The sequence below is a fragment of the Breoghania sp. L-A4 genome (assembly GCF_003432385.1).
Lineage (GTDB): Bacteria > Pseudomonadota > Alphaproteobacteria > Rhizobiales > Stappiaceae > Breoghania.
The window spans coordinates 4,904,974-4,926,678 of sequence record NZ_CP031841.1; the positions used below are offsets into that span (position 1 = coordinate 4,904,974).

Below are 21,705 nucleotides of genomic sequence, written 5' to 3' on the forward strand. Positions count from 1 at the left end.
GCGTTGCCCGCGTGAATCATGAACCATCCCGCCCGCGGCAGATGCTCCGCCCGGCGCGTGGCGTTGAGTAGGCTCCCCGTGTCCCTTGATCGAACCTCGCATCTGAAACGCCTCGAGAACGAGAGCATTCAAATCATCCGCGAAGTGGCGGCGGAATTCTCCAACCCGGTCATGCTCTATTCGATCGGCAAGGATTCCTCGGTGATGCTGCATCTCGCAATGAAGGCGTTCTATCCGTCCAAGCCGCCGTTCCCGCTCATGCACATCGACACCACCTGGAAGTTCCGCGAAATGATCCAGTTTCGCGACGACATCGTGAAACGTCTCGGCGTCGATTTGATCGTGCACAGCAACACCGACGGAATCCGCGACAACATCAATCCCTTCGACCACGGGTCCTTCTACACCCACACGATGAAGACCGACGCGCTCAAGGAGGCACTCGACAAATACGGCTTCGACGCGGCCTTCGGCGGCGCGCGGCGCGACGAGGAAAAGTCCCGCGCCAAGGAGCGCGTGTTCTCGTTCCGCTCATCCAGTCACGGCTGGGATCCGAAGAACCAGCGCCCCGAATTGTGGCACCTGTACAACGCCCGCGTCGGCAAGGGAGAATCGATCCGCGCCTTCCCGCTGTCGAACTGGACCGAGCTCGACATCTGGCAATACATCCTGGCCGAGGACATTCCCATCGTGCCTCTGTATTTCGCAGCGCCCCGTCCCGTCGTGGAGCGCGACGACCAGCTGATCATGGTCGACGACGAGCGGATGCCCCTGCTGCCCGGCGAGGCACCGCAGCAGCGCACGGTGCGCTTCCGCACCCTCGGCTGTTACCCGCTGACCGCGGCGGTTGAATCCGATGCCGCGACGCTGCCGGAGATCGTTTCCGAAATGCTGATCGCGAGAACGTCCGAACGCTCCGGGCGGCTGATCGACAAGGACGAAAGCGCTTCCATGGAGAAAAAGAAGCGCGAGGGGTATTTCTGATGGCCGAACTCGACCTCACCACACCCGCACCAGCTGCGGACAGCGACGCCGCCCGTGAAGCGATTGTCGACTACATCGCCACCCAGGAACACAAGGGCCTGCTGCGCTTTCTCACCTGCGGCAGCGTCGACGACGGCAAATCAACCCTCATCGGCCGGATGCTCTATGACGCCAAACTGATCTTCGAGGACCAGCTCAGCACGCTCAAGAGCGATTCCCTGCGCCACGGCACCGACGGCGAGAACATCGATTTCGCCCTGCTGGTCGACGGACTGGACGCGGAACGCGAACAGGGCATCACCATCGACGTGGCCTATCGCTTCTTCACCACGGAGCGGCGCAAGTTCATCGTCGCCGACACCCCGGGCCACGAACAATACACCCGCAACATGGCGACCGGCGCCTCCACCGCCGATCTGGCGGTGCTGCTGGTCGACGCGCGCAGCGGCATCGCCACGCAGACCCGGCGGCATTCCTTCATCGCCTCGCTGCTGGGCATCCGCAACGTGGTTCTGGCGATCAACAAGATTGATCTCGTCGACTTCAGCGAGGAACGGTTCGAGGAGATCCGCGCCGAGTACGAGCGCTTCGCCGCGTCCTTCGAGTTCGACACGCTGACCGCCATCCCCATGTCCGCGCGCTTTGGCGACAACGTCTCGTCGATCAGCGACAGGACGCCGTGGTACAAGGGCCCGTCGCTGATCGAACATCTGGAAACCGTCGAGATTGGCGACGACGCCCGCGAACGTCCTTTCCGCATGGCGGTGCAATGGGTCAACCGTCCGAACCTGGATTTCCGCGGCTACTCGGGCACGCTGGCCTCGGGCAGCATCAAGCCCGGCGACGAGGTCGTCGTGGCCGCATCCGGCATCACCAGCAAGGTAGACCGCATCGTCACCATGAACGGCGATCTGGCCCAGGCGGTCGCGGGTGACGCGGTCACGCTGACGCTGGCGGACGAGATCGACATCTCGCGCGGCGATCTGCTCGCGTCTGCCGCCAACCGGCCGGAAGTCTCCGACCAGTTCGCCGCCCACCTGATCTGGATGACCGAGGCGCCGCTTCTGCCTGGCCGGCCCTACCTGCTCAAATGCGGCGCGAAAACCGTCAACGCCACGGTGACAGACCTCAAGCACCGGATCGACATCAACACCTTCGAGCACCTGGCCGCCAAGAAGCTCGACCTCAACGAGGTCGCCTTCTGCAATCTGGCGCTGTCGGAGCCCATCGCCTTCGATCCCTATGAGGCCAATCACGACACCGGCTCCTTCATCCTTATCGACCGGCGGACCAACGCAACGGTGGCCGCCGGAATGATCTGGTTCGGGCTGCGGCGCGCCACCAACATTCACTGGCAGGCGCTCGACGTCGACAAGACCGCGCGCGCCGCCCTCAAGGGCCAGAAGCCCGCGGTTCTCTGGTTCACCGGCCTGTCGGGCTCCGGCAAGTCGACACTGGCCAACGCCGTGGAACGCAAGCTTCTGGCGCTCGGCCAGCACACCTACCTGCTTGACGGCGACAACGTGCGGCACGGACTGAACAAGGATCTCGGCTTCACCGACGCCGACCGGGTGGAGAACATCCGCCGGGTGGGCGAGACGGCGAAACTCTTCGTCGACGCCGGGCTGATCGTGCTGGTGTCCTTCATTTCACCGTTCCGCTCCGAACGCCGCATGGCGCGCGAGCTGGTGGAGGACGGCGAGTTTCTCGAGGTCTTCGTCGACACACCGCTGGAAGAGTGCAAGAAGCGCGACCCCAAGGGGCTCTACAAGAAAGCCGCGGCCGGCGAGATCAAGAATTTCACCGGCATCGACAGCCCCTACGAGGTGCCCGAGAATGCCGAAATCCGCGTCGACACTACCGAAGGCGCGCCCGACGTGGTCGCTGACCGTATCATCGCGGAGCTGAAAGCACGCGGAATCGTCGCGTAGGCAAAGGCGTGGAGGCCCGGGCATTGTGCCGGAGGCTTCCACGCCTTTGCCTTGCGAGCGGAGGCGCGCGCGCATAGAAGAAGGCAACGACGTCACGCGGCCGGAGCCTTCCATGATCCATCCTTGCATTCTGTCCGGCGGGTCCGGGTCGCGGCTTTGGCCGCTGTCGCGCAAGGCCTACCCGAAACAATTCCTGCAGATTTTCGATGGCGAAAGCCTGTTTCAGAAGACCTGCCGCCGGGTCGGCGACGCGCAGCGGTTCGCCAAACCCATTGTGATCGCCAATCAGGACCACCGGTTTCTGGTCGGCGAGCAACTGTCCGAGCACGGGCTCGCCGCTGACCGCATCATCCTGGAGCCGATGGGCCGGAATACCGCGGCCCCGCCGCCATCGCCGCGCTTGTGGTGGGCGAGACGGATGTGGACGGGCTGGTCCTGCTGCTGCCCTCCGATCACCTGATCACCGACGAGGCGGCGTTTTTGCAGGCGGTCAACGAAGGAGCGCCCACGGCCCGTGCCGGCGCCATCGTCACCTTCGGCATCCGCCCCTCCGAGCCCAACACCGGCTACGGCTATGTTCATCTTGAAAGCGGCGGCACGGACGCCGGCGCGCGCGACGTGCGCGCCTTCGTGGAAAAGCCGGATCTGGCGACCGCCGAAAGCTATCTGGCGGACGGCAATTTCATCTGGAACGCCGGCATTTTCCTGTTCTCCGCAAAAGCCATGCTGGAAGCCTTCGAGGCGCACGCGCCCGATGTGCTGACAGGCGCACGCGCGGCGCTGGACGCGGCAAGCGCGGATCTCGATTTTCTGCGGCTCGACGCCACCGCCTTCGCGGCCATCGAGAACATCTCCTTCGATTACGCGATCATGGAGCGCGCGCGAACCATCGCCTGCGTGCCGATGGATCCGGGCTGGAGCGATCTGGGATCCTGGACGGCGATCCGCGACGCCTTCCCAAAGGATGAGGCGGGCAACAGCGCGCTCGGAGACGCACGCTTCTTCGACAGTTCCAACAATTTCGTCTACTCCGACGAGGCCTGCGTCGCGCTGCTGGGTCTTGATGACGTCATGGTGGTCAACACCCGCGACGCGCTGCTCGTGGCGCACAAGGACAAGGCGCAGGACGTCAAGAAGATCGTCGAGCAGCTTGAGGCGGAGAACCGCATCGAGGTGGTCGAGCACAAGCGCGTCTACCGCCCCTGGGGCTGGTACGAGGGGCTGAGCCAGGGCCCGCGCTTCCAGGTCAAATGCATCATGGTGAAGCCCGGGGCACAGCTTTCCCTGCAAAGCCACGTGCATCGCGCAGAGCACTGGGTGGTCGTCAACGGTACCGCGGAAGTGACCATCGACGGCGAGGTCACGCTGCTCTCCGAGAACCAGTCGACCTACATCCCGCTCGCCGCCGTGCACCGCCTCGCCAACCCCGGCAAGATCCCGACCTACATGATCGAGGTGCAGTCCGGCGCCTATCTCGGCGAGGACGACATCATCCGCTACGAGGATGTCTACGGACGCGACAAGGCCTGAGCGGCGTCACACGGTCGCGATCGGTCAACCAGCACGCCACCGCAATCCTGATTTTGAATTTTTGAGAATCCCGCGGAACCGGCCGGGCGGGACAGGAGAACGCGCGGGCATCGCAGCGGTCCCAGGAGCATTGCACGAAAAAGGGGAAGGCCACCGTCCTTGGCTACGGCAACCTTCCCCAAAACGAGGCTCACGGGATCGCCAGACCGCGCAGCCCCATCGTTTCAGTCACCGGCGAGCATGAAATCCGCCGGGCATTCGGGCGTCGCCGACGACATGCATCGGAGAAATGGGAGAAAGACCGAACAACACGGCTCCCGACGACGCCCATCTCCTTGATACTAAAACTTGAGGATTATAGTCAAGATAAAAAACACGGGCTTCGCAACATTGGAACCCTTCCAGACTGAAGGGGCTATCCGATTGAGATCCGGGATGTTTTCGCCGCGGCGCCGGAACGCCACGCCCCGCCATCGAGGCCCGACGGACGCGCGGAAACGCGCCTTGGAGCCATTTTCCCGGGTCTGGAGAAGATCCGTTCTTCATGGAAACAAACAGCCGCTGCGATCCATCAAGGGGCTCTGCGGAGGCGGCCTCTGGACGCGTGGCCGACCCTTCGAGACGGCGCTTCGCGCCTCCTCAGGGTGACGTTGCGTGTGTGGTGATCTTGTAAAGATATCCTCAGGATGACGTCATCCTGAGGAAGCCGTCGGAGACGGCTGTCTCGAAGGATCGGCCGCTTGTTCGACCAGGCCTCCATCTCTTGGGATTTCAGGCCTGCGCGCCGTGGCACGTCGAAACGGCCGATCCCGCGAAGACCGGAAATGCTCCAGCATTCAGGTCATGGTCAACTGGCGAGAGCCTGGATCGAGCGCCCACACCGCGATGCAGACGCATGTAATCAGCGCGCAACGGGCCAATGGGGCCAGCGCGATCAGGCTCTCAAATGCATGGAGGAGGAGAATGGTGCCGCTTAGGTGATTCGAACACCTGACCCCATCATTACGAATGATGTGCTCTACCAACTGAGCTAAAGCGGCATTGCCGGAGACGGTCCGGAAGTGTGCGCTTGATATACGGATCGCGGCAGCGATGCAAGGGGCAACTGCCATTGATCCGCCGCCGACTTCGCGCAGCCCGAAACCCAGCGGAGTGCGTGTCCGGGCGTGGCGTACAAGCAACGCCTCGCCCGGTATTCGTGGTCACGAAAACAGTCTGGAGCGCTTCGGCTCGGGCTCGTCCTCGGCATCGGGTCCCGGATCGTCGGGCCGGCGCGGCAGCGGAAAGTCGATGTCCTCAACCTCCTCCGCATCCGCCTTTGCGGCCGGCTTGACGACCGTCTTGGCTGAGTTCACCGGCTTCGCCACGCTGTTTGCCTCGGGCTCCGCTTTCTTCGCTGCGGCTGGCGGCGTTGCCGGCTTGCTGGCCGGTTCGATCGCTTCGGCCGGCTTGGCGGCGGCCGGCGTTTGCGCGGCGTCGGGTTTTCGGGCCGGTTCGGCCGCAGCCGTCCCAGAGTCAGCCTCGATCACCCTGGCGTCGCTCTCCGCAGGCGGCGCCTCCACGGATTTCAGAACCGCCAGATCAACCAGCGCCTCTTCCAGGCCTTCGACGGCGGGACCCGAGATTTCCTCCACGGGCGCCTTCCATTCGAAGGCGTCGAGACGTCCGGTCACCGGCGACACCGGCGCCCATTCGTCCAGCACCACGCCATCCGCGGTCCATGCGGGATCACGCGCCGCCCGCACCGCGCGCGACAGCCACTCGCGCATGCGTCCCCGGTCGCCGTGTTCGCCCTCTTCCAGTTCCGCCATCAGAAGGAACGCGCGCTGGGTCGGCCGGCTGCGCAGCACCTCGCGCAACCGTTCGCGCGCCTCGCTCCAGTCGCGCGCATCGATCGCTTCGCGGGCAATCGCCAGCCCGCCTTCCACCACATGGCCACGCATGGCCACCAGCGCCTTGACCCGCTTCAGCCGGTCGCGCGCGCTGTCGCCGCTGCGCACATGGGCGTAGGCGGATGCGATGTCCGGATGCGGCGACTGCTTCCAGGTCGTTTCCAGCGTCTTGGAGGCCTTGCGGACGTCGCCGCGCCGGGTCAGCAGACGCGCCGCGATAACCGCCGCCGGCACCAGATCCGGCGCCAGCCCATGCGCTTCCACGGCCAGGGTCCGCGCCCGATCCGGTTCGCCGTCTTCGAGTTGCATGGCGCGCGCGGTGAGCAGCACGGCCTTCTGGCGACGCAGCGCCGGCTTGTCGATGAGTCGCGCATGCGCATTGCGCTCCAGGGTCGCGATGGCGTTTTCCCAATCACCCGCGGCGGCCTGATAGCCCAACACGGCCTTACCGGCCCAGCCAAGTCCCGGCGACATCTTGTGAGCCTCTTGCGCATAGTGGCGCGCGGCCACCGGCTCGTTCTGCCGTTCGGCTTCCACGAAAAGCCCGTGCAGGCCCAGAAGCCGGGTTTCCGGATCCTCCAGCATCTCCTCGAAGTGCTGCCGCGCCGCGTCCCGGTCGCCGCTCAATTGCGCCGTCTGCGCCAGCAACAGCTTGGCCGCGGGCTCATTGTCCAGCAGGCGCATCGCCTCGTTTCCGAGCTTGCGGGCGGAACGCGCGTCGCCCGCTCCCAACGCAATCAGCCCGCGCGACAAGGCATCAAAGCCACGGTCCTTGCGCCGCCGCCGGAAAAAGCGCGCCATAAGGTCGGGAGAGCGCACAAGCCAGCGCAGGATGCTCCAGAGCATCAACCCGGCCATCACCAGCACCCCGATCGAGATGGCCAGCGTCATCAGGCTGATCTCGATACGATAGCCCTGCCAGTCGATCATCACCTCGCCCGGCCGGTCGGCGAGCCAGGCGCCGCCGATGGCGATGAGGAAAACAACGGCGAAAAATACAAACACGCGGATCATGAAAGGTCTCTCCCGGCTCAGCTGTCGGAGGCTGCAAGCGCCTTGATGACGTCAGCCGTAACCTGATCGACCAGACGGTCGGCGGACAGACGCCCGCGCGCGGCCGCCGCCCATTCCTTGCCCGCGGCCTGCGTGCCGTCAGGCAGGGTTTCGTAATGCTCCAGCGCCGCATCGAGATCGCCCTCGCGCACGCGCGCCTCCATCCGGCCAATGGCCGCCATCGGCCCGCCGCCGACCACATCGCCGGTGGCCCGCACGCTGACCAGCGAGCGCGCGTTGTTGAGGAACTTGTCGACAACGCTGTTGCCGGTTTCCACCTTCTCCAGCGTGCCCGCCATCACCCGTGCAACATCGGGGAATTCGGCGATCAGCCGGGTTGTCGGCGCGATGCCGGTGAACGCATTCTGCTCCAGCGCAGTCAGGTCGGTCCCCTCGGGCAATGCCACCCGCACGGCGGCGAGTTCGGTCTCATAGGGACGGCCCAAATCCACCGCGCTCTTGAGCAGCGAGACGGCGACGGCGCGCGATGCCATTTCCCGCGCGCCCGGCCCGCCGACGACGGTTTCGATTTCGCCAATGCGATCAGACATCTCGTCGAGCCGGCCAGTCACGCCTTCCAGCGTATCGGTCACCCCGTCCATGCGCATGCCCGACGCCACGATCCGTCCATCAAGCTCGGTAACCGTCTCGTCGACCTTGGCTACCGCCTTGCCGAGGGTCTCGAGCCGCTCGCTGAAAGCGGATAGCGAGTTGCTGGCGACCGTATCGCCTTCCGTGGCGGCCTTGGCCGCGGCATTCGCCGCCTCTGCCGCGGAATTGATGCGGCCGTCCAAGGCGTCCAGCCGCTCCTCGACACCCGCGAGCGCCTCGCTCAGGGCCGCGTCCCGGCCGGTGCCGCCCTCGAGCTGGGAAAGCCGCTCGGCGACATCGCCATCGATTACCTCATTGAGCGACGCAATCTCGCTCTGCAGCTTGTCTACCGTGCTGCTCAGCGTCGCCAGCGCGGCCGATTCTCCCGCGGAGCCGGTCGAGACGAACCGGCGGATCTCCGCCAGCCCTTCGGTCAGCACGGCCACATCGGCACGCAACGTCTCGGTCGTTTCGCGATCGGCGCCCGCGCCCTGCGCCACGGACTCGGTGTTGCTTTCCAACGCGTCGATCCGTTCGGCGAGATCGTTGACCACGGAGGGGGCGACGGCGGGACCCGCTTCCACCTGCTTGAGTTCAGTCAGTTGCGTCTCCAGCTGCCGGAACCGCGCATCGGTATCACTGAGCGTCAGTTGCAGATCTTCCAGCACGCGGTCGACATTGGTTCCACCCGTGAACTGGCCGACCAAAAGCGTCCCCGCCACCGCGACGGCGGCGCCGATTCCCGCCGCCATGATCTGCGGTTTCATTCCGGAGGGTTGCGGTGACGTCCCCTTACCGGCGGACGCGCTCGAGCCGCTAGCGGCGCTCTTGGCATCCGCCGCGCTCTTGCCGGCTTCGGCGCCTGGCGCGGCCTGCGCGGCACCTTTCGCCGTCTCGGAGGATTTTGGACCAGGCGCGTCTTTGCCGCCCGTGGATGGTCTCGCGGCGGTTCCCCCGACGCGGGCGCCGTCTGTCCGCCAGCGGCGGCGCCCGGCGCGAATTTCGCAGCCTCGGGCTTCGTCGCGGCAGCCTTCGCCTGCTCCTTGCGCACTTCCTCGGCCTTCAAGTCGATTGTCACCGGCTTGCCGCGCGCGCCGGCCTTGGCTGCAGCGGATTTATCCGCGCCGCCGTCCGTTGCACCGGCCGATGAACTGCCTCCCGGCTTGCCGGAAGCTGATGCGGTCTTGTCGTTTTCGGAAGCCATGCCATTCCCCGCGATCGGTGCGCTGCCGCGCGCACCCCGTCGTGCGTTTGTCTGTCTCACCCGTCGAACCGCGCATGATCACGCGCGATGGACGAATCACCGGCCCGCGTCAGCGGTCCTGTCGCCACGGCGTGTTTCCCGCTCAAGGCTGCGTTTCGGCCTCAGGTACACGTCCGTTTTGTGTCGCAATTCCATTCCTAGGACTCAAATCGGACCGAATTGCGCAGCACGAGATCTACCGTGCCATTGCGACACAATCGAGAAGCGAAGCTTCATCCGGCCTGTCGGCGACGACAATCCGCATTTCTGACCCCGCCTCTTCGGCGGTTCCCGCTTGCGCCGCAGCGCGAAGCGCCGTGGCCGCCGCCGGGGAGATTGCGAAAAGTGTGAGCCGCCGCAACGCCGAACGCAAGCCGGCATGCGCCACAAGGTCCAGAAATATCCGCGCGCTGCGCGCGGAATAGACCACCACCCCATCAATCTCGCCGCGCGCCAGCGCGTCCCGCGCCTCCACACTCAGAGCATTTGCGGCCTCCGCACGATAGACCTCGGCCACCCGGATTGAATATCCCGCCCCGGCCAGTTGCTCCTCCAGCGCCCCGTGCCGGTCCCGGCCACAGGCATAAAGAAGGGCGCCTTCCGCCGGATCGATACGCGCACACACGAAGGCGCCGAGAGCCTCGACATCGCCCGACGCGCTATGAACGGACGCAAACCCCGCGTCGCGCGCCGCCTCGGCACTCGCATCTCCGACCGTGTAGACCGGCAAATCCTTGAGGCGGGCGCGATCGGTGCGTTGGTTCAATGCCGCGATTGCCCGCGCGCTGGTGACAACAAGGGCGCAGACACCATCGCGTTCGATCGGCACGGATGGATCAAGCACCACCTCCAGCACCGGCGAGACGGTCACCTTGTGGCCGATGGCAACAAGCTTCGAAGCGCTTGTCCGCGCCTCCTCGATCGGCCGTGTCAGCAACAGGTGCATGACAGGATCATCCGATCAGGAACCCCGGCCCGCCGCGCTCCTTCAGCGCCTGGCCGATGCGCTGGCCGAGCGCCACACCGTCCGCGGCATCGCATTCACCCGACATTTCATGCGCCTCGCTGCCGTCGGGCCGCAAGATCATCCCGCGCAGCGACAGCCGCCGGTCCGCCAACCGCGCAAGCCCCGCGATCGGGGTGCGGCAGGATCCGTCGAGCACCTTGAGAAACGCCCGCTCGGCGGCAAGGCATTCGGCCGTTGCCTGATCATGGATGGCGCCGAGCAGCGCTCCCGTCGCCGCGTCGCCCACCCGGGTTTCGATGCAGATCGCCCCCTGGCCCACGGCCGGAAGAAAGGCGTCCTCGTCCAGTACCGACGTCACAACGTCCTCCATGCCAAGCCGCTTCAGGCCGGAATAGGCCAGCAGCGTCGCATCGACCACGCCGTCGGCCAGCTTCTTCAGCCGTCTCTGCACGTTACCGCGGTAGGTGACCACCTCGAGATCGGGCCGCAACCGCTTGACGATCGCCTGACGCCGCAGTGATGCGGTTCCGACGATCGCGCCGGACGGCAGATCGGCGAGCGTCTTGGCTTTCGGGCTGATAAAGGCGTCGCGCACGTCCTCGCGCGGCAGAAACGCCGAAATCTCGAGCCCTTCGGGCAGCACCGTCGGCATATCCTTGGAGGAATGCACCGCCATATCGATATCGCCGGACAGCAGCGCATCCTCGATTTCCTTGGTGAAAAGACCCTTGCCGCCTACCTCGGACAACGGCCGGTCGAGGATCTGGTCGCCCATCGTCTTGATGACGGCAATTTCGAAATCATTCTCGCTCATGCCGTGCGCCGCCATCAGGCGCGCGCGGGTTTCATGGGCTTGGGCCAGCGCCAGGGCGCTGCCGCGCGTTCCGATACGGACAGGTTTCGATTGCAAGATTCTCATTCCCGATGTTAGGCCCCGGTACTAGAACTTTGTAGGCTTCAAGGGAAGTCTCCGGCCCCATCCCGCTGAAGAACTCCATGAGCGCGGCGCGATGATAGGCGCAGCGCGTGGCAAGGCCAATGCGGCCAATGCAGGACATACCATGCACGACCTGACGGTTCTCGGCATTGAGACGAGCTGTGACGAGACGGCCGCCGCCGTCGTGCGCCGTCATGCGAACGGACGCGGCGAAATCCTCTCCAACGTCGTTTTGTCGCAGGTGGACGACCATGCGATCTACGGCGGCGTGGTGCCGGAGATCGCGGCGCGCGCTCATATCGCCAACCTCGACGGTGTCATCCGGCGCGCCATGGAGGAGGCCGAACTCGGCTATCATGAACTCGATGTCGTCGCCGCCACCGCCGGCCCGGGCCTCATCGGAGGTGTCATCGTCGGACTGATGACCGCCAAGGCCATCGCGTTCGCCGCGGACAAGCCGCTCGTCGCCGTCAACCATCTGGAAGCCCACGCGCTGACCGTGCGGCTGACGGACACGGTCGCCTTTCCCTATCTCTTGCTGCTGGTCTCCGGCGGGCACACGCAATTCGTGCAGGTCAACGGCGTCGGCTCCTATGAACGCCTGGGCACGACCATCGACGACGCGCTCGGCGAGGCCTTCGACAAGACGGCGAAACTTCTCGGGCTTCCCTATCCCGGCGGCCCCGAGGTGGAAAAGGCCGCGCACCGCGGTGATCCGAAACGTTTTGCCTTCCCCCGTCCGCTGGCTGGCCGGCCGGGACTGGACATGTCCTTCGCCGGCCTGAAGACGGCGGTGCGCACCCAGGCCGAAAAGATACAGCCGGTCAGCGAGCAGGACATTGCCGACATCTGCGCCTCCTTCCAGCAGGCGGCGGCCGATGTGGTCGGCGACCGGGCACACCGGGCGCTGACGCGCTTCACACAAGAGTTTCCGCAAACCCCTCCCGTGCTGGTGGTCGCCGGCGGGGTCGCTGCCAACGCGCGCATTCGCGCCGTGCTCACCCAAGCCGCCGAACAGGCGGGCGCAACCATGATCGCGCCGCCGCCGGCGCTGTGCACCGACAACGCGGCGATGATCGCCTGGGCCGGGGCGGAACGATTCGCGTTCGGCTACTCCGATCCCATGGACACAGGCCCGCGCCCGCGATGGCCGCTAGACGAGACCGCACTGCCCATCCTCGGCGAGGGCCGCAAGGGCGCCAAGGTCTGATCCGCGGCGGGTCTTTGCCGCGGCCGGCCCATCGCCCCGGTTCCCCCCTGCGGGCGAACTTGCTAGGTAAGGCATACCTCCCGCCGAACGGATATCTCATGCGCGTCTATCACAAGGCCTATGTCTATCTGACCTGCGGGCGGAAGCTGCTGGTCTTCGAGCAGCCGGAAAATCCGCACGTGGGCCTTCAGGTTCCGGGCGGCACGCTCGATTCCGGCGAAAGCTATCTGCACGGCGCAAGGCGGGAGTTCCTCGAGGAGACCGGGCTTGCGCTCGATCTGGCGCTGGATCATCTCGCGGATCAGGACCATGTCTTCCACATGGAAAGCGGCGAGTTGCACGGGTTGCACAGGCGCCGCCACTTCCATGGCGCGCTCGCGCGCATTCCGGCGGAAGAATGGGAGCACTACGAAATGACACCGAGCGCAGGCGGTCCTCCGATTCTGTTCCGGCTGTTCTGGCTCGATGTCTTCTCACAGCAGGCGCATGAGGCGCATAATTTTTATGAGGGCTTCGGAGCCCAGCTCGACGCGGTGCGCGCGCGCGTCCAGGGGACCCCGGCATGAGTGATTTCCGGAAAATCGGCGTAATCGGCGGCGGCTCCTGGGGCACGGCACTGGCACTTGTCGCGGCCCGCGCCGGGCGCGACGTGACGCTTTACGCCCGCGACCCTGAGACGGTCGCCGGAATCAATCAACGGCACGAGAACCAGCGCCATCTGCCCGGCATTCGCCTCGACAAAGCACTGCATGCGACGACCGACATGGCGCAGGCCCTCGACGTGGATGCGGTGCTTCTGGTCACCCCTGCGCAATCGACCCGCGACGTGGCGCAGGCCATGCGGCCATTGCTGAAGCCCGGGATTCCTGTGGTCATCTGTGCCAAGGGCATCGAACGCGCCAGCGGTGATCTGCTGGACAAGGTGCTCGCCGAGGCTCTGCCTGGCACCCCCATCGCGGTGCTGTCAGGCCCGAGTTTCGCCGCCGACGTCGCGTCCGGCCTGCCCACCGCCGTCACCATCGCGGCATCCGGCGAAGCCCTCGCCGACGCGCTTGCACGATCGCTGGCAAATGACAGCTTCCGCCCCTATGCCACAACGGACGTTACCGGTGTTCTCATCGGCGGCGCGCTGAAGAATGTACTGGCGATTGCCTGTGGCGTCGTGGTCGGGCGGGCGCTGGGCGCCAGCGCACAGGCAGCGCTGATCGCGCGCGGATTCGCCGAACTGGGCCGGCTGGGCGCCGCCATGGGCGCGAAACAGGAAACGCTCGCGGGCCTCTCCGGCCTTGGCGATCTCGTGCTCACCTGCTCCTCGCCGCAATCGCGCAACATGGCGTTTGGCATCGAGATCGGCCGCGGCGGGCAACTCGCGGAGCTCACCGCGCCGGGCCGGAAGCTTGTGGAGGGGTTCTTCACCGCGCCTGTTGCGGTCGCGCTCGCCCAGAAACACGGCGTCGACCTGCCGATCTGCCAGACGGTGGCCGCCGTGCTTGCCGGCTCCATGAGCGTCGACGCCGCCCTGCACACCCTCATGACGCGCCCGCTGAAACGCGAAAGCTGAACCATACGCCGTCGCGCGCATCGCAGGCGATTGAGTTCGCTTGCGCGCCTGAGTACGGTGAAACCAACCCTAGGGAGATTCCCATGCTCTACGCATTGATCTGTAACGATAATCCGAACTCCGTCGCCGCCCGCACCGAGAATCGCCCCGCGCATCTCGAGCATCTCAAGGGCTTGGGCGACACGCTGAAATTCGCGGGCCCCTTCCTCGACGACAATGGCGATCCCTGTGGCTCGCTTCTGGTCGTTGAAGCCGACAACAAGAAAGCCGCCGTCGCCATAGGCAACGCGGATCCCTATGCCAAGGCCGGCATTTTCGCCTCCGTCGAGGCGCGTGGCTGGAAATGGACCGTCAACAATCCGGAGGCATGAGCGTGGCGTACTGGCTTTTCAAATCCGAGCCGAACAAGTGGTCCTGGGAAATGCAGAAGGCCAGGGGCGACGCCGGCGAGGAATGGGACGGGATTCGCAACTACCAGGCCCGCAATTTCATGCGCACCATGAAGATCGGCGACCGGGGCTTCTTCTATCACTCCAATATCGGCAAGGAGATCGTCGGGATCGTTGAGGTCTGCAAGGAAGTCCATCCCGACAGCACCACGGACGATCCGCGCTGGGAATGCGTGGACATCAAGGCCGTCTGCGACATGCCCAAACCGGTGACCCTTGCCGACGTCAAGGCGGAGCCGAAACTTGAGAAAATGTCGCTGGTCACCTCCATGCGTCTGTCGGTCCAGCCGGTCACGCCGGAGGAATGGAAGATCGTCTGCAAAATGGGTGGTCTTGATCTCTAGCCTGTGTCCATAATCGCTCATGAATGTGGACAAGGCAGATTTCATTCGAGAGAACACCGAGCTTCTGCCGGTCCCCTCGTCCCCCCGGATCAGGCTTCATGTCGCCGGCGAATCGATGCCGCTGTGGCAGCGCTCGACCGAGGACCTTGACGCCATCGGCATCGCTCACCTGCCGTTCTGGGCCTCCGCCTGGGTCGGCGGTCAGGCGCTCGCCCGGTTCGTGCTCGACAATCCCGAAGCCGTGCGCGGAAAGCGTGTACTCGATTTCGCGACCGGCTCCGGCATCGTCGGTATCGCGGCGGCGCTGGCGGGCGCCGCGCGTGTCGTGGCGAACGACATCGATCCAATGGCGCTGGAAGCGGCCGGTCTGAACGCCGCCGCCAACGGGGTCACGCTGGAGATGCAACAGGGCGACATCACCGGCGCCCCGGCGACGGGATACGACGTGATCCTGTGCGGGGATGTGTTTTACGAAAAGCCGATGGCGGAAGCGATCTTCGACTGGCTCGAGCGGAGCCGCCGGCATGCGGGCGAGGTGCTGATCGGAGATCCCGGCCGCTCCTACCTCCCTTACGAACGGCTGGAAAAGCTCGCCACATACGAGATGCCGGCAACCCAGCCGTTGGAAGACACCGACACACTGCACACCACCGTCTGGCGCTTCACCCGCGACGCGGTACAAACGTGACGCGGGCGCCGCCAATCGCGGCAGGCGGACCGTCACCATTCCAACGGAATGCGCTTGCGCTTTTCCATTGGCTCTTATCAGATAGCGACCTTCAAGGGATCGCCTTCGAGACACTCCGGACACATCTGACAAGCTTGCGGACAAGGTGCTCCGGGACATTGCTCTAGAGGAGTATCGGCATATGCCGATCATCAATCGTTTTGCCGAGTTTCAGGACGAGATCGCCGGCTGGCGCCGCGATCTGCACCGCAATCCGGAATTGCTGTACGACACCCATCGCACGGCCGGCTTCGTCGCGCAGAAGCTGGAGGAATTCGGCCTCGACGACATCGCCACGGGCATCGGCCGCACTGGCGTCGTCGGTGTCATCAAGGGCCGCAATTCCGCATCCGGCCGGGTGCTGGGCCTGCGCGCCGACATGGACGCGCTGCCGATCACCGAGGAAACCGGCGCCGAACACGCCTCGCAGACGCCGGGCAAGATGCACGCCTGCGGCCACGACGGCCACACCGCGATGCTTCTGGGCGCGGCCAAGTACCTCTCCGAGGCCCGCAATTTCGACGGCACCGTGGTTGTCATCTTCCAGCCGGCCGAAGAGGGCGGCGCGGGCGCCAAGGCGATGATCGAAGACGGGCTGATCACCCGCTGGGGCATCGACGAGATCTACGGCATGCACAACCTGCCCGGCCTGCCGGTCGGCGCGTTCTCCATGTGCAAGGGCGCCATCATGGCGGCCACGGACAGCTTCGAGATCACCATCGAGGGCCGCGGCGGCCACGCGGCCAAGCCGAACGAGACGATCGATCCGATCGTCGCCGGATCGCATGTGGTCGCCGCTCTGCAGTCCATAGCCAGCCGCAACACGGACCCCCTGGAATCCGCCGTCGTCTCCGTCACGCAGTTCCACGCCGGCTCGGCCTTCAACGTGATTCCGCAATCGGCCGTCCTGCGGGGCACGATCCGCACATTGAAGGAAACGGTGCGCGACATGACCGAGACGCGGCTCAAGGCTGTCGCCGGCTCGGTCGCCGAAGCGTTTGGCGCGACGGCAAGGATTTCTTTCTCGCGCGGCTATCCCGTTACGGTGAACCACGACGCCCAGACCGAGTTCGCGGCCTCGGTGGCGAGCCTTGTCGCGGGTGAGGAGCGCGTCGACACGGCCACGGCGCCGATGATGGGCGGGGAGGATTTTTCCTACATGCTGCTGGAGCGTCCCGGCGCCTTCATCTTTGCGGGCAACGGCGACAGCGCCGGCCTGCATCACCCGAAATATGACTTCAACGACGACCTGATCCCGGTCGGCTGTTCCTATTGGGTGAAACTGGTCGAAACGGCGCTGCCCGCAGCCGCCTGATCATCCCTGTGCGTCTGAAAGAGCCTGAAGCCGGGCCTTGAGCCCGGCCTGCACCATGGACCATTCGCCGGCGAGCACCGAGAAATACACCGAGTCGCGCCAGCGGCCATCGGGCAGCACCATGTGGTGGCGCAGCATGCCCTCACGGGTTGCCCCGAGCTTCAGCATGGCGGCCTGCGAATGCAGGTTGCGCGCATCGGTCTTCAGCTGCACGCGCTCGTAGCCGGCGGTCTCGAAAGCATGGCGCATCAGCAGCCACTTGCATTCGGGATTGACCACGCCGCCCCAGAAATCCGGATGATACCACGTGTAGCCGATCTCCAGCCCCCGGTGCGCCGGGTGGATATCGAACAGCCGGGTCATGCCGACAAAAGCGTCCGTCGCCTGTTCGCGCACCACGAAGGGCAGGTGATCATCGGGCGCGCGCGCCGCCATCGCCGCGTCGAAATAGGCGTCGAACGAAGGCCCCAGCGGCGAATTGGCGAAAATCCGCTCACCCTGATCGGCGACCACCGCCGCAAGCCCCGTATGGTGCCGCTCATCCAGCGGTTCCAGACGCACGAAGCGACCTTCCAGAACAACGGGTTCCAGGGTCAGCGGCGGCGTCTTGGGGGCGAAGTCCGTCATGCGCGGCATCCCTTCGGCAAATGTGTTTGCCGCTTTTCGCACACGCCTGAAACCTTGCCAACAGCCACGCGAGCCTTTAGCAGAAACGCGCAAGCTCACAATTCGAGAACGCGGGAAGAAACATATGGCATCGCATAATCTCCTCCTTCTGCCGGGCGACGGCATCGGCCCCGAAATCATGGTCGAGGTCAAGAAGATCATCGCATGGTTCAACGCCCGCGGAAGCGACAGCTTCACCACGGACGAGGGCCTCGTCGGGGGCGCCGCCTATGACGCGCACGGCAAGGCGATTTCCGATGCCGACATGGACAAGGCGATGGCTGCCGACGCCATCATCTTCGGTGCGGTCGGCGGCCCGAAGTGGGACAACGTCCCCTATGACGTGCGCCCCGAAGCCGGCCTGCTGCGCTTGCGCAAGGATCTCGAGCTCTTCGCCAACCTGCGCCCCGCCATCTGCTATCCCGCGCTCGCCGAGTCGTCCTCGCTCAAGAAAGAGGTGGTCGACGGCCTCGACATCCTAATCATCCGCGAGCTGACCGGCGGCGTCTATTTCGGCGAGCCGAAGGAAATCACCGACCTGGGCAACGGCCAGAAGCGCGCCGTCGACACGCAGGTCTATGACACCTTCGAGATCGAGCGCATTTCCCGCGTCGCCTTTGAGCTGGCCCGCACCCGCGGCAACCGCGTCTGCTCGATGGAAAAGCGCAACGTCATGAAGTCCGGCGTGCTGTGGAATGAGGTCGTCACCCAGGTGCACGAGCGCGAGTACAAGGACGTCGAGCTCACCCACATGCTGGCCGATGCCGGCGGCATGCAGCTCGTGCGCTGGCCCAAGCAGTTCGACGTCATCGTCACCGACAACCTGTTCGGCGACATGCTGTCCGACGTCGCCGCCATGCTGACCGGTTCGCTCGGCATGCTGCCCAGCGCCTCGCTCGGCGCGCCGGACGCCAAGACAGGCACCCGCAAGGCGCTCTACGAGCCGGTACACGGTTCCGCCCCGACATCGCGGGCACGGGCGCCGCCAACCCGATCGCCATGATCGCCTCCTTCGCCATGGCCCTGCGCTATTCCTTCGGCCTGGTCAAGGAAGCGGATCTGGTGGAAAGGGCGATCTCGGGCGCACTCGACAAGGGCCTGCGCACCGGCGACATCATGTCGGACGGCATGACCAAAGTCGGCACCACGGAGATGGGCGACGCGATCCTCGCCGAACTGAACGCGCTCAGCGCCTGATCGATACGAACCGGAGTCCCCACGGGAGGCAAGCGATGGCGGAAGATGCGAAGCCTGCTGTCACGCTTGCCGGCCCCGGGGATGCGGCGGATCTCGCCATCCTGATGGCGGAGATCGACACCCACTATCAGGGCCGCACGCTGCCCGTTGAAGAGCGCGCGGCCCAGGCCGGGCGTTTTCTCGCGGAAGCCGAAAACGGCCTTCGATATGCTCTTGCGCGGACGGCCGGCCGGCCGGTGGGCGCCGCCTTCTTCATCCTCGCCCGGCATGGGCTCGTCACGCCCGGCTCCCTGTTTCTCAAGGACCTGTACGTGAGCGACGCGGCGCGCGGCGCGGGCATTGGCGAGGCCTTGATGCGCTTCGTAGCCCGTTTTGCCCTGCACAAGGGCGTGAGCCGCATCGATCTCAGCGTCGACGCTCCGAATACGGGAGCCGCGCGCTTCTATGCCGTCTCGGCGGCCGGCACGAAACGAGCAAGCTGTTTTACCGTTTCGACGGCGATGCGGTTGCGAAGCTCGCCGGCGATTGCTAGTCACGCGGTCCCAATACCGGCGCGCGAAGTCTGCGCCGGACACCGCCTGCAAGGAGACAGTCATGTCCGATCCGATCGCGCCCTTTCTCGGTGCCTGGATCCTCGACATCGAGGCGAGCGACTTTGAGCAGGGCGAACCGCCGCTGTCGGGCAGCTATCGGATAGAGGCCGCCGATTTCGGTCTGACGTTCCACATGCGCTGGATCGATGCCAACGGCAAGGAAGAGGCCGTTTCCTTCACGGGCATGCCCGGCACCCGCGACGAGAGGCTCAAGCAGAGCGGGCTTGCTGATGCATTGGCGCTCTATCTGGAAACCGGAGGCGGGCTTGTATCGGAGGCCCGCCGGGAGGGCAAGGTCATCATGCGTGCCGTGCGTCGCCTCGCCGACAACGGCGCCACGCTCATCATCGAACAGACCGTGCATCTGCCCGACGACACCTCCACCACCAATACGATGGTCTACCGCCGGGCCCAGTAGTGCGTCTGCCCGTGAGGGCGGGCCAAAGCGAGAGGGCAGCGCCTTGTGCGCCGCCCGATCGGTTTCCCATCTGTCGCTCAGTGGACGATCTCCTCCCAGCCCGGGCAGGCACACTCGTTCAGCGGCACCTTCCAGGGCCCGAGATTGCTCTTGTCGATGAGAACGGACGGCACCGTGATGTCGTCGGGCACCTCCTCGCCATCGAGATGCCGCAGGCCGGCGCGCGCCGCGGTACAGGCGATCTTGAAGGCGCTGAACTCCACCATCGCCTTGTCGTCCACGGGCACGAAGATCACCAGATCAGGCTTCGCGGCGAGGGCCTCCGCAACCAGCGCCTTCTGCTGGTCCACGTTGTCGGGCTTCTCGGGAACATGGTGCCGCGTCGTGGCGCCCTTTTCCTCGGCGATCAAATCGGCGCCGCGCCGGGCGGCCGCATAGGCGGGATTGATCAGATTCCTTGTGAAGACGGCAATCGTCCTCCCTTCGGCATGCGCCGCGCCCGAGATGACCCACACTAGAAGACCGGAATTCCACAGGGGAAATACGAAATAAGAAGTGCGCCATAAGCGGCGCTTATGGTTTCAGGGCACACCAGGGCCGTCGATTTCCTCCGGTTTTCTGGTAACGTCCCTCCATCGTCCGCCGCACATGATTTCAAGTGGGACAATGAAAGACGTCGCAGCATGAACATTCTGGTTGTCGGGGCGGGGCCAACGGGGCTGACTGCTGCCGTGGAACTTGCACGCCAGGGCATTGTTCCGGTCGTTGCCGAAAAGCGGCCCGAGGGATCGGGGCTCTCACGCGCGGTGGGTATCCTGCCCGAAAGCCTCGAGCTGCTCGCGCCATCCGGCACAGCCCAGGCCCTGTTGCGCAAGGCCATGCGGATCGAACGCGCAAAGATCTTTCTTGGCGACACGCTCAAGGTGACCCTTCCGCTCGATATCTCGGATGATTTGCACGACACCGCAGTTGCGCTGCCCCAGGACCGGACCGAGGAAATCCTGCGCGAACGCCTTGCCGCGTTCGGTGGCGCCGTCTCCTTCGATCGCGAGGTGGTCGACATCACCCAGAACGCGACGGGAGTCGACGTGTCGTTCGCCAATGGCAGGCGCCAAAGGGCGGACTATGTCATCGCGGCGGATGGCGTGCACAGCCGGATACGCACGGCGCTTGGTATCGCCTACGGGGGCCGCGACATCGAGGAAATCTGGTCGATCGCCGATGTCAACGCGCGCGACTGGCCGCACGACCGCAGTTTCGTCCTGGCGCGCGCGAACACCGGGCACATGGCCGTGGTCGCGCACATGGCGCCACAGCGCTATCGCGTGGTCTCCAACACGCCGGACGCACTCAAGAGCCTGCGACTGCCGATGGACGTCACCCGCATCAACCGCCAGGGACAATTTCATCTCGCGGCCCGTCAAGCGAAGCGCTACCAGATGGGCCGGGTGTTTCTTGCCGGTGACGCAGCCCACTGCCATTCGCCCGTGGGCGGGCGCGGCATGAATCTCGGCATTGCGGATGCCGCCGACCTGGCCCGCCGCCTGATTGCGGATGATCTCGACGGCTATCACGATGCCCGACACGCGGCAGGCGCGAAAATCCTCGCCGAGACCGAACGGCTGCGGCTGTTTCTGTCGTCATCGCGCGCCGTCAACACGCTCACGATCCGCGCCGCGCTGACGCTTGCGGGCGCCTTGCCGCCGCTGCGGCGCCGCATCGCGAACCGATTTCTGCATGGATAGCCGCGGTCCGTTTTCAGGCGAGATTTCAGCGCTCCCCGCGGCGGCACGGCTAGCCTGCCGCACCCCTTGTTGGCTCGGTGAGTCATCGGCGCGGACACGGCCACGGCTTGACTTTTCCCGCATTTGACCGCAATAGAGCGGGAACTGGTTTCAGGCTCACGGATTGTCATGCCGCATCTCGCCGCACTGTCCACGTCCGATCTTGCGTTCGCGCGCCGCCGCGCGACGAACCCTGCTGCCGTCTCCACGAAAACCACGACGAAAACAACCGCCAAGACGACCGTCTGACGGCGCCACTCGTCCCGCGTTCCCCGGGCCGGGGGGCGATCGGGGTCGCGGGCCGGACACGGCC

The 21,705-nt window shown here is 65.3% G+C and carries 20 protein-coding genes, 1 tRNA gene and 1 pseudogene; 15 read left to right on the forward strand and 7 right to left on the reverse strand.

Annotated elements, in window-relative coordinates; translation table 11 throughout:
* Positions 1–78 precede the first annotated feature (78 nt).
* The 4 genes from cysD (at position 79) to D1F64_RS22400 (ending at position 4,445) form a co-directional block, all read left to right on the forward strand.
* Positions 79–984 (forward strand): sulfate adenylyltransferase subunit CysD, encoded by a 906-nt coding sequence (cysD, locus tag D1F64_RS22390; protein WP_248304554.1) that lies wholly within the window; start codon positions 79–81, stop codon positions 982–984.
* A complete protein-coding gene (gene cysN / locus D1F64_RS22395) occupies positions 984–2,915 on the forward strand; it encodes a sulfate adenylyltransferase subunit CysN (protein WP_117414226.1) in 1,932 nt (643 codons plus the stop codon). The genes cysD and cysN overlap by 1 nt, the downstream gene beginning before the upstream one ends.
* A gap of 112 nt (positions 2,916–3,027) precedes the next feature.
* Positions 3,028–3,375, forward strand: a complete 348-nt coding sequence (locus tag D1F64_RS25575; RefSeq protein ID WP_346432278.1) for a sugar phosphate nucleotidyltransferase — start codon at positions 3,028–3,030, stop codon at positions 3,373–3,375.
* On the forward strand, positions 3,336–4,445 hold the full coding sequence (locus tag D1F64_RS22400; RefSeq protein WP_346432279.1) for a mannose-1-phosphate guanylyltransferase/mannose-6-phosphate isomerase: 1,110 nt from the start codon (positions 3,336–3,338) through the stop codon (positions 4,443–4,445). Before D1F64_RS25575 ends, D1F64_RS22400 begins: the two co-directional genes overlap by 40 nt.
* 964 nt (positions 4,446–5,409) lie before the next feature.
* Here the strand turns inward: D1F64_RS22400 and D1F64_RS22405 are convergent.
* From D1F64_RS22405 to hemC, 5 genes are all read right to left on the reverse strand, one after another.
* Positions 5,410–5,485 (reverse strand) — tRNA-Thr (locus D1F64_RS22405).
* A 162-nt stretch (positions 5,486–5,647) separates the two neighbouring features.
* On the reverse strand, positions 5,648–7,351 hold the full coding sequence (locus tag D1F64_RS22410; protein WP_117414227.1) for a heme biosynthesis HemY N-terminal domain-containing protein: 1,704 nt from the start codon (positions 7,349–7,351) through the stop codon (positions 5,648–5,650).
* Between the two features lie 17 nt (positions 7,352–7,368).
* Positions 7,369–8,748, reverse strand: coding sequence for a hypothetical protein (locus D1F64_RS24055; RefSeq protein WP_205470582.1), 1,380 nt, complete (start codon positions 8,746–8,748; stop codon positions 7,369–7,371).
* 672 nt (positions 8,749–9,420) lie between these two features.
* Positions 9,421–10,170, reverse strand: coding sequence for a uroporphyrinogen-III synthase (locus D1F64_RS22420; protein ID WP_117414228.1), 750 nt, complete (start codon positions 10,168–10,170; stop codon positions 9,421–9,423).
* A gap of 7 nt (positions 10,171–10,177) precedes the next feature.
* Positions 10,178–11,101: a hydroxymethylbilane synthase gene (gene hemC / locus D1F64_RS22425; protein ID WP_117414797.1), complete on the reverse strand. Its 924-nt coding sequence runs from the start codon at positions 11,099–11,101 to the stop codon at positions 10,178–10,180.
* Positions 11,102–11,261: 160 nt separating this feature from the next.
* Between hemC and tsaD the strand changes: the two genes are divergently transcribed.
* The 7 genes from tsaD (at position 11,262) to D1F64_RS22460 (ending at position 16,734) form a co-directional block, all read left to right on the forward strand.
* Positions 11,262–12,338 carry a tRNA (adenosine(37)-N6)-threonylcarbamoyltransferase complex transferase subunit TsaD gene (gene tsaD / locus D1F64_RS22430; protein ID WP_117414798.1) on the forward strand — a complete coding sequence of 359 codons (1,077 nt, stop codon included), beginning with the start codon at positions 11,262–11,264 and terminating at the stop codon, positions 12,336–12,338.
* A 98-nt stretch (positions 12,339–12,436) separates the two neighbouring features.
* Positions 12,437–12,904, forward strand: coding sequence for an NUDIX domain-containing protein (locus tag D1F64_RS22435; RefSeq protein WP_117414229.1), 468 nt, complete (start codon positions 12,437–12,439; stop codon positions 12,902–12,904).
* Positions 12,901–13,899, forward strand: coding sequence for an NAD(P)H-dependent glycerol-3-phosphate dehydrogenase (locus tag D1F64_RS22440; RefSeq protein ID WP_117414230.1), 999 nt, complete (start codon positions 12,901–12,903; stop codon positions 13,897–13,899). Before D1F64_RS22435 ends, D1F64_RS22440 begins: the two co-directional genes overlap by 4 nt.
* Positions 13,900–13,982: 83 nt before the next feature.
* A complete protein-coding gene (locus D1F64_RS22445; protein ID WP_117414231.1) occupies positions 13,983–14,270 on the forward strand; it encodes a YciI family protein in 288 nt (95 codons plus the stop codon).
* Positions 14,271–14,272: 2 nt separating this feature from the next.
* Entirely contained in the window at positions 14,273–14,692 is a 420-nt protein-coding gene (locus D1F64_RS22450; RefSeq protein ID WP_117414799.1) for an EVE domain-containing protein, read from the forward strand.
* Positions 14,693–14,807: 115 nt separating this feature from the next.
* On the forward strand, positions 14,808–15,380 hold the full coding sequence (locus D1F64_RS22455) for a 50S ribosomal protein L11 methyltransferase (RefSeq protein ID WP_346432280.1): 573 nt from the start codon (positions 14,808–14,810) through the stop codon (positions 15,378–15,380).
* Positions 15,381–15,561: 181 nt separating this feature from the next.
* Complete coding sequence (locus D1F64_RS22460) at positions 15,562–16,734, forward strand: M20 aminoacylase family protein (RefSeq protein ID WP_117414233.1); 1,173 nt, start codon at positions 15,562–15,564, stop codon at positions 16,732–16,734.
* Here the strand turns inward: D1F64_RS22460 and D1F64_RS22465 are convergent, their stop codons facing one another.
* Positions 16,735–17,361, reverse strand: a complete 627-nt coding sequence (locus tag D1F64_RS22465) for a GNAT family protein (RefSeq protein WP_117414800.1) — start codon at positions 17,359–17,361, stop codon at positions 16,735–16,737. It abuts the gene before it with no gap.
* A gap of 124 nt (positions 17,362–17,485) precedes the next feature.
* On the opposite strand from D1F64_RS22465, the pseudogene leuB reads away from it, so the two are divergent.
* The 3 genes and pseudogenes from leuB (at position 17,486) to D1F64_RS22480 (ending at position 19,608) form a co-directional block, all read left to right on the forward strand.
* A pseudogene (leuB, locus tag D1F64_RS22470) lies at positions 17,486–18,597 on the forward strand (3-isopropylmalate dehydrogenase).
* A gap of 35 nt (positions 18,598–18,632) precedes the next feature.
* Positions 18,633–19,256, forward strand: coding sequence for a GNAT family N-acetyltransferase (locus D1F64_RS22475; RefSeq protein WP_117414234.1), 624 nt, complete (start codon positions 18,633–18,635; stop codon positions 19,254–19,256).
* A complete protein-coding gene (locus D1F64_RS22480; RefSeq protein WP_117414235.1) occupies positions 19,192–19,608 on the forward strand; it encodes a hypothetical protein in 417 nt (138 codons plus the stop codon). Before D1F64_RS22475 ends, D1F64_RS22480 begins: the two co-directional genes overlap by 65 nt.
* 77 nt (positions 19,609–19,685) lie before the next feature.
* On the opposite strand, the gene D1F64_RS22485 is transcribed toward D1F64_RS22480, so the two are convergent.
* On the reverse strand, positions 19,686–20,123 hold the full coding sequence (locus tag D1F64_RS22485) for a sugar ABC transporter substrate-binding protein (RefSeq protein ID WP_117414236.1): 438 nt from the start codon (positions 20,121–20,123) through the stop codon (positions 19,686–19,688).
* Positions 20,124–20,291: 168 nt separating this feature from the next.
* On the opposite strand from D1F64_RS22485, the gene D1F64_RS22490 reads away from it, so the two are divergent.
* Positions 20,292–21,353 (forward strand): FAD-dependent monooxygenase, encoded by a 1,062-nt coding sequence (locus tag D1F64_RS22490; protein WP_162901718.1) that lies wholly within the window; start codon positions 20,292–20,294, stop codon positions 21,351–21,353.
* Positions 21,354–21,705 lie beyond the last annotated feature (352 nt).